The sequence below is a fragment of the Candidatus Desulforudis audaxviator MP104C genome, assembly GCF_000018425.1.
In the GTDB taxonomy this organism is placed as follows: domain Bacteria; phylum Bacillota; class Desulfotomaculia; order Desulfotomaculales; family Desulforudaceae; genus Desulforudis; species Desulforudis audaxviator.
In genome coordinates, this window is sequence record NC_010424.1 from 1,639,883 (window position 1) to 1,653,959 (window position 14,077).

Consider the following 14,077-nt stretch of genomic DNA (forward strand, 5'->3'; position numbering starts at 1 on the left):
GACAGAGAACCGTCCCCCTGCGCAGCTAAAGTCTTTCCAAGACTTCCCGCAGGGCGCCCGAGGCGCCACGGGACGGGGCGTACACGTAGGGCCGCCCCAGGCGTTCGCAGATGGCTTCCACGTCCGGCATCTTGTGCTTCATGGCCTCGGTGACGATAACCACGATGTCGGCCCGGCGCACTTTCCCCTCGAGGAGTTTGCCGACCATAAAACCGGATTCCCAGCTGAAGGTGGCCCCCCGGCGCTCGAAAACCCGCTTAAAGGATTCCTTGTAGCTGTCGGCGCCCACCACCAACACGGTTTTGCCCAGCAGGTCCTGTGGTTCAGCCTCCTGAGAAGGGAACCCCTCTCTCTTCTTATCCCTTTTCGGCACTTTGCGCAGTTCCCGGATTTCTAGAAACGGGTCGTCCGGATCGTATCTCCAGGCCAGCTTGGCCGAGGAAGGATCGCCAGCCAGGTAGGCCACCTCTACGAGGTCTCCTTCGTCAAGACCCAGGGACATTACGTCGCCGTCGGGGACCGTGATGAAGGACTCTTCGTCCTCGCTGTACACGCCCCAGCAACCCCCCTTATGCTCCAGCGGCGCCACCAGGCAAACCCGCTCGGATGTATGGCCCAACCCCCGCCTTTGCAGCACCCGGAAGAAATAGAGCGCCCCGCCGCGGTCGGTCACACCTTTTTCCTGAGCACCCACAAAGTCCCCGTGCTCCACACCCTCAGCGCGCACCGCCGCCTCGGGCATGAACACCTCCCGGCCGGTACGGTGGTCCTGGACCACTCCCCCGCGCGGCAGGCGCGAAAACTCCCCCACTACATCCCAGTTTCCGGCGGCGTACAGGGACTTCCAGTCCGGCGCCGGAACTCCTTGCCGGGCCGGGTCGGATTTATCCCCGGTCCTCCCGGTACTGTCGGCGTCGTCCAGCCTATCTTCGTTTTCCTGCAGAATCTCCTCGGCCAGCAATAGGTCGGCGGCGCGGTTCACCAGGGTCCGCTCCTCCGGTGTACCCACCTGTTCGGCCAGTTTCCGGTATAGTTCCCGGCGGGCCCGACGCAGCCGTTCGACCACCTGCCGGGATGCCTCCCGCGACATATACAGAGCACCTCCTCTCAAGCATTCAACCCCCTGATGGCGCCATCTAGGGCAATTATTCGTGATCGATGTCACTAATACCTGCCGGCACGGCTAGAAACACGAAGCTATTCAGACCATCGGCCCTTCGAACCGCATAAACCTGCTTGAATCAACAGATACTGGGATCTAAAGTGTATTATTATTTCGGGAGGTGATACTTTGGCTTCTGCCGTGGTGCTTGCGGTGAAATTCGTCTATACGGCCGTGATCCTATTTGGGGCACTCGGCCTCTTCGGTCATTTTTCCCCCGCGAACATCCTGATCACGTCTGCGGTGCTGGCGGTTTTACTGTACGCCATTGGCGATCTCTGGGTTTTGCCCAACTACGGCGTCTGGTCGGCAACGGTCGTTGATGTGCTCCTGGTCGGCTTGATCATCTGGGCCACCGAACTGATTCTGATCGGTCTGGGCGTTCCCATCCTCAACCTCGCGGCGGCGCTGGGCGTGATCGCAGCCGCGGAACATCTCTTTCACCTTTATCTGTCCAAAGCCGATCTTCAGCAATAACGCAATTCTGAGATATTCCACGTAATTCGGATCCTATCCGCCGAAAACCCGTTAGCTAGGCCACTTTCCTTTCAAAGTAGCATTTTCTATTTATGACACTTAATGGTACTATACTGGCATATATTTCCTGAAAGGGTGAGGAAAATCAAGAAGATCTTTTCTTGGAGCACCCTGGTGTTGGCCTTGGCCTTTCTCGCGGGAGGACTCGTGGAGAATCAACTTCGGTTGATCGCGTCGATGACCGGGAGCTTGGAAGGCTTATCCCAGTTCCTGACGGTCCAGGTGTCGATCCTCTGGGCCGTAGCGCTGGCCTTAGCCGGTGCCGGACTGATGGCGCTGGCGATCAGGATTTCCGGGGGACAGCGCGGCGGGGAACCGGTCCGCAACTACAACCTTAGCGCCCGGGTCCGCAAACGCGAACGGACCGGCTGAATCACCACCCCGGAGAACGTTGCCGGCACACCCCGCGCCTCCTGGTGATCCGGGCGATCTCGGCAACCGGCTGTATTGTGCCCACCTTATTGTGGCGTGGAAACCAGGATGGTCTCCGGGGTAATGGCCTTACGGATGTCATCCGGGTCAACTCGGCCGTACCGGTCCACCGGCAGGAAAGTGCGTGGAAACCGCGGCGGGCGAGGAAATGGCAGGATTCCAGGACCGAGTGGTGTTCACCACGGACCGCGGGCCGAAAACGGCCCTACTCACCGGTTGGCATAAAAAGAAAACCCGGCGGTTTACACCGTCGGGTTATGAGCTTTTCAAAAGTGGTTAGTTGACCATCTTGTTGCCGGGTGAGACCGCCCAATGGTAGATCCGCTTCTGCCGGCGTTTACGCTTCCATTGCGACCGGGTCCGAACGGCCGGGATGTCTTTGGTGGAACTGAGTTGCAAGATCCGCCGCTTCGCGAGCAGCGGGTTGACGCCCTGGCTCTCACAAATCATTTCAAAAAGCGGCGTACGCAAGAAACCCACCGCGGAAATGTAGGGAGAGCGGTTCCCGCCACGGGGGCCGCCCCGTATATCCCGTACCACTTCTCTTAAAATCGCAGATCCCAGTCGGACATATGCCTCCGTCATGTTTCCCCTTCTTTCTAGCAACCCACCCGCCGGTATCCCGGTCGGCAATGGCTGTTTGACGTTTCCGCCTGCTCTTGCATCAAATCGGCCAGAGTTGTGGAACCAACCACTTTCGAGACGGCATCAGAAAGCCGGCACCAGAAGTCGCGCATGCCACACGCGCCCGCCCGGGAACAGGACCCCGGATCACCAACACAGTCCACCACTTCGCTTTCCCAACCCAGAGTGGTCATAACCTCGATCATACTGATTTCCGCCGGGTCGCGGGCCAGGACAAAACCCCCACGCGCACCCCGGATGCTGCGTACCAGACCAGCCGCCTTCAAGAGCAGGATCAACTGTTCAAGATAGGGTTGGGATACCTTCTGCCTGCGGGCGATGTCCCTCAAGCATACCGGACCGTTGCCGTGATGCTCCGCAATGTCCACCAGTGCCCGGGTGCCGTAACGCACGCGCGTCGACACTCTCATCTCGTACTGCGTCTCCTTCCGGCTTACCGTCAAGGCCCGATCACATAATAAAGCACAAATACTATTATTTTAGTCAAGATTATAACACACCTGTTAGTGAGCGTCAATCGATAAAAACACGCGGGAAACGGTCATATTCGGCGCTTATCTCTTATTCATGCGGTCCAGGAGTCTGCGGAGAACAAACGTCAGTATCAGGCTGCCGATACCGACTACCAGGAACACCAGGGCGATTAGCTCCAGGGTCCGGTTTCCGTCCGCCCAGTTGTAGAAAACCACCGCCGCTGCAATGAATAGAATGGCGGAAACCATTCGGAGGATAAGATGCCCTTGCGACATTGCCAGACCTCCCCCGGGCTAAAACCGGATTGCCGGACTGATCTTACATGCATGCTGCTATAGTGTCTATTGGCTATGATCCGCCGGTAATCCTTTTTCCCCCGCCCGTTTTTCTCTCCCCGACGGCAGGGAATCCGCCGTAAGCAAAGCCGGGGGCTGCTAGCCGGAAGCACCCACCGCCGCGCGACCGGCCGGACCTATGCGGCGCACACGCAGCTTGTGGGACAGGAGCACCCGCAGCAAAACGCCGATACCACGTTATGGAGAGGACAATACGGGCGTGCGGGAATACTTTTCGGCGCGGCGCATTCATGTTAAATTCATTGGTAAGCGCATCTATTCCCACCCGGAGGGGGTAACCGCCTTGCCGGCCAATCTCACACCCCAGTACTACGCCGCCGAGGAAGCATTCCGGCAGGCGGCCACCATTGAAGATAAGATTGCGGCCCTGCAGGAAATGCTGGCCGTGATCCCCAAGCACAAGGGCACCGAGAAACTGCAGGCCGATATCCGGCGGCGCCTGTCACGGCTGCGTGAGGAAGGCCAGAAAAAAAGCAAGGCCGGCCGTCAAGACCCTTTCAACGTGGAAAAACAAGGCGCGGGGCAGGTTGTGCTCACCGGCTACCCGAACACCGGAAAGTCCGCGATTGTCAGCGCCCTGTCCCGGGCTAGGGTCAAGGTAGCCGAATACCCGTTCACCACCACCGTCCCGTTTGCGGGGATGATGCCGTTCGAAGAGATTATGATCCAGCTGGTGGACACTCCACCCTTTACCCCGGAAATGGTGCCCCCGGGTTTGCTGAACACCCTGCGCCACGGGGACGCTCTCCTGCTGGCCATTGATCTGGGGGTACCCGAGTGTCTTGAGCAGTTGGAGGGTACACTTGAATTCCTGAACCGGAAGAAGATAGCGGGGCCGTTTCTGATCGTGGGCACCCGGGCCGACCGGCCCGAAGCCGAGGAAAACTTGGCCGTATTGCGGGAACTGAGACCCGACGTGGAAATCCTGCCGGTCTCGACCACCACCGGTCAGAACATGGAACTCCTGCGCAGCCGGATCTTTGAAGTGCTGAACATTATCCGCGTTTTCAGCAAGGCTCCCGGAAAGCCGCCCGACCTGAACACACCCTTCGTGCTGCCTTCCGGGAGTACTGTGCTGGAGCTGGCGGCCGCCATTCACCGGGACTTCCCCCGGCTCCTAAAAACGGCCCGGGTATGGGGTTCGGCCCGCTTCGACGGCCAGTCCGTCCCCCGTGACTACCAGTTGCGGGACCGCGACATCGTCGAAATCGTGGTCTAGCAAAGTGATAGGAGCAAAAGACCCCCATCCTATTATGCCCTAGTCTCACTGCGAAACTTGCCGATTGTGCTGCCGCCGGCCGATATTTACTCGGGTGGATCAGGACACCGAAATGTTGGGGAGTACCTTATCGAGCTGCAGCAAGAGCCACAACGCGTTCTCCTTCTTGACCACCCCGCTGACGAACTCGTTTTCTTTCATCACCGATTCCGGCCTTTCGATCTCGTCCGGGTTGTAGCGGCCCACCTCCTGGACCCGGTCCACGATCATGCCGACGCTGGTCTCCTTGTGCTCCACCACAATGATCCGGGTATCCCGGGTCGTCTCACTTCGGGCGAGGTCCAGCCGCTTGTTGAGGTTAATAATAGGGACTATCCGACCCCGCAGGTTGATGACACCTTCAATATAGCTATCGGCCCTGGGAATCGGAGTAATATCGATCATCTTGATGATCTCCTGGGTATTCAGCACCGGAATCGCGTACTTCTGCCCACTCAGGTCGAAGATCACCAGTTGCTCGTTTGCAACGGTGGACGCCACGGCTTACACCTCCTAGGCTTTCCTCAAGGATTTCACAAGGCTCTCAAGTTCGTCGGCCATCCGCGCCAAATTGTTGGCATTGGCCGCCATCTCTTGTATCGTACTGCTTACCTGTTCCGATGTCGCAGCCAGATTCTGGACTCCGTGACTATTCTGCTCAGCCATGCTGGCGATTTGCTCGGCCAGATCGGTGCTCCGCCCGGCGTGCTTACGAATATTCTCCAGAGCCTCGCCTGCTCTCTTGATGATCTTGACGCCGTCGCTCACCTCCCCGGCACCGGTCTGCATCGCCTCCGCCGCCTTCACTGTCTCCTGCTGGATGGCCCGGATGATATCCTCGATCTCTTTGGTGGCACCGGAAGACTTCTCAGCCAATTTCCGCACTTCTTCAGCCACCACCGCAAACCCACGCCCGTGCTCTCCCGCGCGTGCCGCTTCGATAGCGGCATTCAAGGCCAGGAGGTTGGTCTGATCGGCGATATCGTTGATTACCTGAATAATTTGACCGATTTTCTCCGATCTCTGGTGCAGGTTTTGAACTGACCTGGCACTGGCAGTCACCGTTTCCTGGATGGCGGTGATCTTATTGATCGCCTGGTGGACTGCCTGATTACCCGCTTCGGCCGCGTTTTCCGTTGCGCGGGCTGCTTCCGCCGCCTGGGTCGCGTGGGTGGCACTCTCCTCGGTGGAAGCGGAGAGTTCGGCGGACGTGCTGGTTACGTTTTCCACCGCCGCGCTGACCTCTTCCGAAGCAGCCGAGAGCTCCTGGCTGTGAGAAGCCAACTGGATGGAACTCTCCCTCACCCTCTCAATCACATTCTTGAGGTTTTCACCCATCTGGTTGAAAGCTATCCCCAGTCTTCCCACCTCATCACGGGCACGGACTTCCACCCGGTGGTCCAACTCCCCGGCAGCCATTTTCCCGGCCGCGGCCTCGAGACGGCTGATCGGTTTGACAATGATCCGGTTTACAAAGAACAGGAGAACAACCACGGCAATTAACATGGTGAGACCGCAACTAGCGATCACGGTCAGCCGCCCCTGGGCAATAAGCGCATCCATGAAACCCTGCGGGGCGCCGACGTACCAGATGCCGATGATCTGGCCGGAATCATCCCGGATCGGCTTGTACGCCGTTACGTACCAGTGACCCACGACCTGGGCCTTTCCGTAGTACTCCTGCCCGCGCTTCAGCACAGCCTCGGCGATGTTGTCCGCCACCTTGGTTCCAACCGCGCGCTTGCCTTCAGCCGTAATGACGTTGGTCGTGATTCTGGTGTCCCACCGGAAGATGGTTACTGTGCCCCCAGTCAGCTTGCCGATGAAGTCGACTACATGGAAGTTATCGTTCATCAGCACGTCGCCCTTGTACAGTCGATCACCATCCACGCGCCATGCTCCCGGATACATTTGATCGATGATGACTTCACCGGTGGCCAGGTCGCCGCGGACCTTTTCGGCGGCCGACTTCTCAGCGGTGGTGACTATCAGGTTGTTCACCACCAGGAGAATGGCGACCGAAAAGAGGAGAAGAATAACGATCAATACCAGGGCCAACTTGAATTTGAGTGACAAAGAAGCGCCTAACCTGAACCTCATGCTTTTTCCTCCCATTGTTGATGATATTCTCTTTCTTCCGTCCGTAACCGGTTGATTCAAGAACCGGGCCCCAAACACCCCTCTTAGATCATCTCTGCTTTCTTTAATACATCGGTGCAATACCGGTAAGACTTGAGCATACATCGGCAGGTTTGATGTTGATTTTGCACAAGGAAAAGGGGCGAACTGTTCGTTTCGCCCCTCGAAGCTCACGGTCAACTTTGTGGGGAAAGTATTCAGCCATTCCCTCCAGTCTAGGCCCGCGCCCGGATATTGGCCAGGGCGTCCAGGGCCACCTCACCCACAGTCCGCTGCCACAGCTTCCCGGCCTCGTAGATGGTCACGGCCTGGTGGTCCCAGCGCAGGTCCCCAAGGGCTGAAGCCGCTTCCTGAGCCCCGATTTCCCCGAGGGACCAAGCCGCACAGCCCCGGATTTCCGGGTTCGGATCCGCCAGGGCCTTGAGCAGGATGGGCATTCCACCGGCAACCAACCCGGGATTGCGCTTACCGATTCTACCCAACGCCCAGATCACCCCCCGCCGCAAGCCGTCATCTTTGTATGTCAGGTTGACGAGGAGGTGAGCAAGATCGGCGTAACGTTCTGGCTGGTGTTTGATGATCTCCCCGACCGCCTCCGGCGCGCTCCAGCCGCTGTCCCCTGACTCGGGGTTCTCGGACCAGAACCGCCGGATGATTTCCCGGCCGAAGTCATCGTCTTTGCGGGACAGTCCGGCAACCACATGCCCCAGGCCTTCAATGGCCCGCCAGCGTAGAAGTCCTTCCCGGTTGTCCAAAAAAGTCACCAGGTGCGTGACCACTTCCGGGTCTTCCTTCGCCAACTGCAATAATCCATCGTACTGCCGGCCCTCGAGCAAATGCCGCACTTGATCTTTAACCAACCAGCTTCGCCTCCCAGGAATTATTTTCAAAAGCCTACCCCTATTTTACACCTTTTTCGTCGGTGCTAACAGTTCAATTTGAGGCCTGAGCGCCTTAATTTACACTAACGGTAGTACAAACAAAAATTCAATGTGATAACTAATTAAACTGTGTGTTGTCTCGAGGAAACCATTTTGGTATTATATGTTTACAATATACAGTATACATAATACAATCCAATTTGACGATGAGTCAGCCAGAAAGGAGTCCGGCCATGCACCGTTTTCGTCGCCCCGTGGAGGCACGTACTATCATCGACAACCCCCCGGTCACCGCGCTCCGGGAAATGACCCACGACGGACAGAACACGGAATACGGCAGTGTGAACTACCTCACCCGGGTACGCAACCGCAGTGCCAAGCAGACTTACATCGTGGAGGACGGGGTCCAACTCGGCGCGGACCAGCAGGGGATCTCCCTGGAGAAGGCCGAAGCCGTCGCGTCGGAGGTTCACCGCTATCTTCGGAATCGGACGCTGATCCGGCTGGACCGCCAGATAGGTCGTCACCCGGACTTCAGTCTCCACTGCCGCTTTTACGTATCCGCGGAATATGCCCGGATTCCGCTGCAGTGGCATAATATGCTCTTTGAGCCTGTTGACCGGGACGCCGAACCGGACCTGGTGTCCATCCAGATTCCCGAGTGGCCGGAGAAAATCATCTTCTGCCATCCGCTCGCCGGCGTCACGTACATCCTGGGCAGCGATTATTTCGGAGAATGCAAGAAGTCTTTCCTGCGCAAGGCGATGTATCTCGCCAAGAAGCGCGGCTTCCTGGGTTTCCATGCGGGCAGCAAGGTGCTGAAGGTTCGGGACCGGCACGGCGTGTTGAAGAAGGTCGGCTTTATCCTTTTCGGCCTGAGCGGCACCGGCAAAACCACCCTCACCATGCACAACCACGGGCTCACCGGCGGGGAGGACGTGGCCATCCGTCAAGACGACGTCCTGATCATGAACCCCGCTGGTTACTGCTACGGCACGGAAAACGGCTTCTACATCAAGACCGAGGGGCTGGACGCCTCCCAGTGCGTCCTTTATCGGGCCGCCACCTCACCCAACGCCATATTTGAAAATGTCTGCGTCGACGGCCGGGGTCACATCCTGTTTGACAACTGCGAGCTGACTTCGAACGGTCGCGGCGTGATCCTGCGTTCCGACGTTCTGGGCACCGACGACAAGATCGACCTGGACAAGGTGCACCGCATCATCTTCATCACCAGGCGCGACGACGTGGTGCCCGCGGTCGCCCGTTTGAACGCCGAACAGGCCGCCGCCTACTTCATGCTCGGAGAGTCCATCGAAACCTCGGCCGGGGACCCCACCAAAGCAGGGGAACCCAAACGGGAAGTGGGGACCAACCCCTTCATCATCGGACCCGAAAGCGAGGAAGGCAACCGGCTGCTCGAAATCCTCAAAGCCAACCCGGACATTGAGTGCTACATCCTGAACACCGGCAGCGTGGGCAAGCGTGAAGGCGATCCCGGGACGAACATCACCGTGCGCCATTCGGCTCACCTTATGACTCAGATCGCCCGTGGGAGCATCAAGTGGACCTCCGACCCGGACTGGGGCTACCTGATTCCCACCGAGGTCCCGGGAATGAATATCCGCCCGTTCGACCCGCGGCTTTACTACTCCACCGAGGAGTATGCCCGGCGGGTGGACCGCCTGCGCGAGGAACGGCGCGCCTGGCTGGCCCGCTACCCGAACCTGAAACCGTCCATCCTAAAGGCCGTCGAACCGCCGCGGGTGCTGGCCACGGCCGCCTCCGCCGGGGACTGAACGCTCCCTTCATGACCTCTACCCGCGCCCCCCGCACAACCGCCGGCTCTCCGGCAGCCGGCGCAAACGCATCAGGAACAGGGGCCCGGTCAGGGCCACCAGCCCCAGGGATGAGAACGCCAAGCCCCACCCCAACGCCTCATCCGCGGACCGTTCCATTATGTAACCCATCACTGCCGGCGACACCGTGGCCGCTCCGTATCCCAGGAAGGTCTGCCAGGCCATCACCCGCCCGAGGATCCGGGGATCAGACATTTCGGTGATGCCGGCCGAGAACACCGGGGAATCAGAAGCCACGGTCAGGCTCAAGACCAACCCGACCAGCAGCAGCGACCACAGAGGCGCGTTAAAGAGCCAGCCAAAAGTAAGCGAGCAGGCGGCGCTGACCGCCATAATCACCGACGCCGTGGCCACCCGCCCCATTCGGTCGGACAGCCACCCGGCGACCAGCGCCGAAACACCGCTTAAGACCACCGAAAAAGCGGTAAGGGTGGCCGCCAGGGAAACCGCCGCCATCCCCGTTTGCCCCAGGGCGTCGGCGAGAAACGGCGACATCCAGGACCGTAAACCATACAGTTCCCACATGTGCACCATGTAGGCCCCGATCAACAGCATCACCGGCAGGTGCAGGCGCACCGACTCACGGTGGAAACGTTTCCGGGAGGGCGATAGGGTGACGAAGGGATTGGCAGAGACACCGCGCTTAAAAACCGGGTGACAGATTACAAAGAGAGCCAGCGGAAAGGCCAGGGTTCCGGCCAAAGCAACAAACAAGTAGGCGGTCCGCCACTCGAAAAACCCGAGCAGCATCCCGGTGAGAGCGAACGAAGCAGCCGTGCCCATCAGGTACGAAAACACGTAGCCGCCCACTGCCCGCCCACGCATCGTCACCGTTACCTCTGAAACCAGCCGGATACCCGGCATGTATATGCACCCGAGGCCCGCTCCGGCCACGGCCCGCAAGATGATGCCGGTCACCGGATCGGTGCTCAGGATGGGAAACAGGAGGTGGCCGGCGGCAGTCAAGCTGGACCCGCCCGCGATCACGTAACGCGTGTCGAACCGGTCCGTCAACGGGAGGGCCACCAGGGCCGCGACGATGTACCCGGCTTGGAAGGCGGCCATCACGATTCCGGATTGGGCCGGGCCCATACCCCACTCGGCGGCAATGAGCGGCAAAGCCGCCGGCAGGCTGAAGCTGGGCAGCAGTGCGAGAAACATCACCGTACCCAGTACGAACACCGGCGGCCGTCTTTTCCAAGGTTCTTGCACAGGGTATCCCCCAACGAAAGGCGAGTTATCAGACCATCTACGTACCTTCCCACTTTCGCCCCCGCCGGCGTGGTCTCCTGCCGCAAGAAGTGCCCCCTTGCCGGGAGATCAGGCCCATGACTTTTGAGGAAATCCGGGCCGCCTGCCAGGCGGCCTTTTTCCGGGCTATCAGCGCTTGCACTCGACGATCAGGTATCCGAAGGTCGCCGCGGTGTATCCTCCCTCCACCGGTACCGGGGCGCCGAAGGTGAAGCCCAACTGCCGGCCGTCAGGGGAACGGTGAAAGCGCAGCGGGTAGTCGTAGGTGATGTCCACCACCGGCACGAGCCGGCCGTCCTGTTCGACCAGTATGCGCATCAGGTCCCCAGGCCCAACGTGTTCCACGGGCCTGAGGTAATAAACCGACCCGCCGACTGCCGAAGTCAGGAGCCCGGAAACCGCCGGGTTAACCCCCCGGCGATTCACGCCCCGCCCTTCCGTGTCCATCAACCCGGTCTCCAGCGGGCGCTGTTGTTCATCCCGGATCAAGTAGGCGAATCGCCCCTCAGCAGCCGAGCCCTCAAAGGTGATGAAGCACCCGTCGTTCAAATCGGTGATTCGTTCAAAGCTCCCGTCCGAAATGTCGTACACCGCGAAATCCGAACGGTAGCCGGAACCGTACTCCCTGGTGCCGTCCTTCTTGGCGGAGGCCCGGACCGTAAACAGGACTCGGTCGGCCACCGGCCAGGCCACGGCCGCTTTCAGGAAGTAGTTTTCCATCTCTGTGTCCAGACGGCTGGGCTCACCGCCCGGCTCAACCACGAAAAACTCGCTGTCCCACTCGTGTTCGTAGGTGAATAGAAAGCGTGTGCTGTCCGGGGCCCAGATAACGCCGCCCGGAGCGGTTTCCCGTTGCGGGTCCCGGGCAACAACCAGAGTGTCCGCTCCGGTCTTGGTGTCCGCCACCCAGATGCCCTGCTCGTTGTTGTAAGCCACACGGCTTCCGTCCGGAGCGGGCCAGACGTTCCAGGCCGTCCCGCCGAGCGTGAAGGTCTCACCGGTGTACTGCCGGAATACCGTGACCCGGTCGCCGCTCCTGCCCACCAGCGTCTCCGTATCCAGCCAGCCCGCCAGCTCGAAGTGCGGGGGCAATCCCGGCAGCCGGAGTACGGTAAAATCGCCGGCCAATCCCTGCTGCTGTTCGGGCACCCGCACCGGCGCCACCCCACCGGCTTCCGGAGGTGCCGGACCGAGTTCCGGAACCGCGGGCGGCACCCCCCCGCACCCCGCCGCCGCGAAGGCGGTGAACAGAAGCAGGATCAGTATTTTGAACCAGAACCGTCTCAACATAGACACGCTCCAACCTCAAGGTTTTCAGCTGCCTACCACGCACTTATTCTCCCCCGGCCCGGGTATGTCCTGCCCTGAGGAATTAACCAGGTGTTGCGATCAGTCCCGGAAGAAAAGCCGATAGACCCTTTAGTCCGCGAATGCACGTGCCGCCAACGGTTGCATATCGGGAAAGGCGACTCAGGGTGAGACCGCCATCGTGGCCGCCCCGTTGCCGGACTGGGGCACCACCGCGCTGACCACGAAAACCCGCTCCCCACTGAGATAGGCGCCTTTCACCACAACTTGCCGGCCCACCGCCGCCTCCAGCGCCGCCCGCACCTCCTCACTGCCCGGTTTCAGGGCGTGCTCCTGGATTACCTGGATGGTGGAAAGACCGTCCAGAAACAGGGTGCCCAGGATCATCCCGGAACTCACAATGGTGCCCGGAATGTGCCCCCGCGCCCGGTCCGGCAGCAGTCCGGCCGGCGGTTCCACCGGCGGGCCGATCCGAACGGTGGCGGTCGTCCCATCCCAGGAAACGGCGTAGCCAAGACCCTCGGAAACGAACCTCAGGGGAACGTATGTGCGCTGCTCGCGCAGGAACGGCACCGCATCCATCTCCCGGGGCTGATCGCCGACGTAGCAGACCGGACCGCCGATCGCCAGCGAGACTTGAGTCTCACCCCTGAAAATATGCACAACCCGGGCACTCGCACTCCAGCTCACCCGCCAGCCCAGCGCCTCGGCCACCGCCCGCAGCGGTACCATGACCCGGTTGCCGGTCAAGACCGGCTGGGCGTCGGGGAAAATAACCTCGCTCGTGTCAACCACTACCTTTACCCCACCCGGGTGTTTTCCGCTTCCGGCAAACCCGGAGCCGGCCGGGAAAACGAGGACCAGGATCACCAGCACCAGACTCAAAACTTTCAGTAACAACATCGGCTTGCGCGGCAACGATCTTCCTCTCCTTCTGATATTTTATCTGGTAGACGCCCCACCCGGCAGCGCGGATTTCTTCCGGAACACCAGAAAAACCACGCCCGTTCCCGAACGTGGTTCTGGTTTTGCACAAGCAAGTTTTTGAAGGCGTGTTCACGCTAGTAGAACGCGTGGTAGCGGAGAAAGTGGCGCAGGTCCCGCAGGGTCCGGACCCCTCGCGCCTCCAGTTCCGGGAGCAGGCAAAGCAGCAACCGTGCCGTGATCAGGGCGTCACCGAGGGCGTTGTGCCGGTCCTTCACCGAAATCTGGTACTCCCGGGCCATCGCCCCGAGACCAAAGGTCCGGGCGCGTGGCTTCAGGATCCGGCATAAAGACAGGACGTCCAGCACCATCGGGGGGTTAAGGGTGGTGCCGCACTTCCTTTTCAGCCCGTTGTTCAGAAACACTAGGTCAAACTGGATGTTAAACCCGGTGATCACACCCCCGGCCATTTCCCGCAGCATCCGGGGCAGCACCTTTTCAAGCACCGGCTGCCCCTGGACTCTCTCCGTGGTGATCCCCGTAATAGTGGCCGCCAGTTCCGGCACCTCGCGCTCAGGGTCGACCAGGGTGTAGAAGTAATCGTTCTGGATTTTGGCGCTTACCACCCGGACACAGGCGACCGAAATCACCTCGTCCCCAGCATCGGGCCGCAACCCGGTAGTCTCGGTGTCAATCACCGAATAGACCAGTTCATACAGCGACAAATCCTCGGACGGCTTGGTGTTGCACTGTTCGACCAGTTCCGGAGTAAGGTCGCTGCAACCGGGCACGGCGGCGCGCTCAGCATAGTTTCTCCAAAGACCTGAGAGGTTGGCGGCGATACTCATGTA

The 14,077-nt window shown here is 60.0% G+C and carries 15 protein-coding genes; 4 read left to right on the top strand and 11 right to left on the bottom strand.

All coding sequences use genetic code 11. The annotated features are described in order from the left end of the window. Positions 1-25: 25 nt before the first annotated feature. Positions 26-1,090 carry a DUF2325 domain-containing protein gene (locus DAUD_RS07900; RefSeq protein WP_012302636.1) on the bottom strand — a complete coding sequence of 355 codons (1,065 nt, stop codon included), beginning with the start codon at positions 1,088-1,090 and terminating at the stop codon, positions 26-28. A 201-nt stretch (positions 1,091-1,291) separates the two neighbouring features. Between DAUD_RS07900 and DAUD_RS11630 the strand changes: the two genes are divergently transcribed. Both DAUD_RS11630 and DAUD_RS07910 read left to right on the top strand, forming a co-directional pair. Beyond that, a complete protein-coding gene (locus DAUD_RS11630; RefSeq protein ID WP_012302637.1) occupies positions 1,292-1,639 on the top strand; it encodes a DUF2512 family protein in 348 nt (115 codons plus the stop codon). A gap of 207 nt (positions 1,640-1,846) precedes the next feature. Continuing rightward, the gene (locus DAUD_RS07910; protein ID WP_166485160.1) at positions 1,847-2,071 is read left to right on the top strand and encodes a hypothetical protein; all 225 of its coding nucleotides are present in this window, start codon (positions 1,847-1,849) and stop codon (positions 2,069-2,071) included. Between the two features lie 336 nt (positions 2,072-2,407). On the opposite strand, the gene DAUD_RS07915 is transcribed toward DAUD_RS07910, so the two are convergent. The 3 genes from DAUD_RS07915 to DAUD_RS07925 form a co-directional block, all read right to left on the bottom strand. Then, the gene (locus tag DAUD_RS07915) at positions 2,408-2,716 is read right to left on the bottom strand and encodes a hypothetical protein (protein ID WP_041570890.1); all 309 of its coding nucleotides are present in this window, start codon (positions 2,714-2,716) and stop codon (positions 2,408-2,410) included. A gap of 14 nt (positions 2,717-2,730) precedes the next feature. Further along, positions 2,731-3,186, bottom strand: coding sequence for an RrF2 family transcriptional regulator (locus DAUD_RS07920; RefSeq protein WP_012302640.1), 456 nt, complete (start codon positions 3,184-3,186; stop codon positions 2,731-2,733). Between the two features lie 144 nt (positions 3,187-3,330). Beyond that, positions 3,331-3,525, bottom strand: coding sequence for a hypothetical protein (locus tag DAUD_RS07925; protein WP_012302641.1), 195 nt, complete (start codon positions 3,523-3,525; stop codon positions 3,331-3,333). A gap of 364 nt (positions 3,526-3,889) precedes the next feature. Between DAUD_RS07925 and DAUD_RS07930 the strand changes: the two genes are divergently transcribed. Continuing rightward, the gene (locus DAUD_RS07930; protein WP_012302642.1) at positions 3,890-4,825 is read left to right on the top strand and encodes a GTPase; all 936 of its coding nucleotides are present in this window, start codon (positions 3,890-3,892) and stop codon (positions 4,823-4,825) included. Between the two features lie 99 nt (positions 4,826-4,924). Here DAUD_RS07930 and DAUD_RS07935 read toward each other — a convergent pair whose 3' ends face one another. The 3 genes from DAUD_RS07935 to DAUD_RS07945 form a co-directional block, all read right to left on the bottom strand. Continuing rightward, entirely contained in the window at positions 4,925-5,365 is a 441-nt protein-coding gene (locus DAUD_RS07935) for a chemotaxis protein CheW (RefSeq protein ID WP_012302643.1), read from the bottom strand. 12 nt (positions 5,366-5,377) lie between these two features. Beyond that, positions 5,378-6,964 carry a methyl-accepting chemotaxis protein gene (locus DAUD_RS07940; protein WP_012302644.1) on the bottom strand — a complete coding sequence of 529 codons (1,587 nt, stop codon included), beginning with the start codon at positions 6,962-6,964 and terminating at the stop codon, positions 5,378-5,380. A gap of 254 nt (positions 6,965-7,218) precedes the next feature. Then, positions 7,219-7,863, bottom strand: a complete 645-nt coding sequence (locus DAUD_RS07945; RefSeq protein ID WP_012302645.1) for a DVU0298 family protein — start codon at positions 7,861-7,863, stop codon at positions 7,219-7,221. Between the two features lie 254 nt (positions 7,864-8,117). Here DAUD_RS07945 and DAUD_RS07950 point away from each other — a divergent pair, with 254 nt between their 5' ends. After that, positions 8,118-9,683 (top strand): phosphoenolpyruvate carboxykinase (ATP), encoded by a 1,566-nt coding sequence (locus tag DAUD_RS07950; protein WP_012302646.1) that lies wholly within the window; start codon positions 8,118-8,120, stop codon positions 9,681-9,683. Positions 9,684-9,701: 18 nt separating this feature from the next. On the opposite strand, the gene DAUD_RS07955 is transcribed toward DAUD_RS07950, so the two are convergent. The 4 genes from DAUD_RS07955 to DAUD_RS07970 form a co-directional block, all read right to left on the bottom strand. Beyond that, positions 9,702-10,955 (bottom strand): MFS transporter, encoded by a 1,254-nt coding sequence (locus tag DAUD_RS07955; RefSeq protein ID WP_041570891.1) that lies wholly within the window; start codon positions 10,953-10,955, stop codon positions 9,702-9,704. 168 nt (positions 10,956-11,123) lie between these two features. Next, the gene (locus tag DAUD_RS07960; RefSeq protein WP_166485161.1) at positions 11,124-12,290 is read right to left on the bottom strand and encodes a TolB-like translocation protein; all 1,167 of its coding nucleotides are present in this window, start codon (positions 12,288-12,290) and stop codon (positions 11,124-11,126) included. A gap of 174 nt (positions 12,291-12,464) precedes the next feature. Beyond that, positions 12,465-13,220 carry a copper amine oxidase N-terminal domain-containing protein gene (locus DAUD_RS11635; RefSeq protein ID WP_012302649.1) on the bottom strand — a complete coding sequence of 252 codons (756 nt, stop codon included), beginning with the start codon at positions 13,218-13,220 and terminating at the stop codon, positions 12,465-12,467. A 143-nt stretch (positions 13,221-13,363) separates the two neighbouring features. Further along, entirely contained in the window at positions 13,364-14,074 is a 711-nt protein-coding gene (locus tag DAUD_RS07970; RefSeq protein WP_012302650.1) for a 3'-5' exonuclease, read from the bottom strand. Positions 14,075-14,077: the final 3 nt, after the last annotated feature.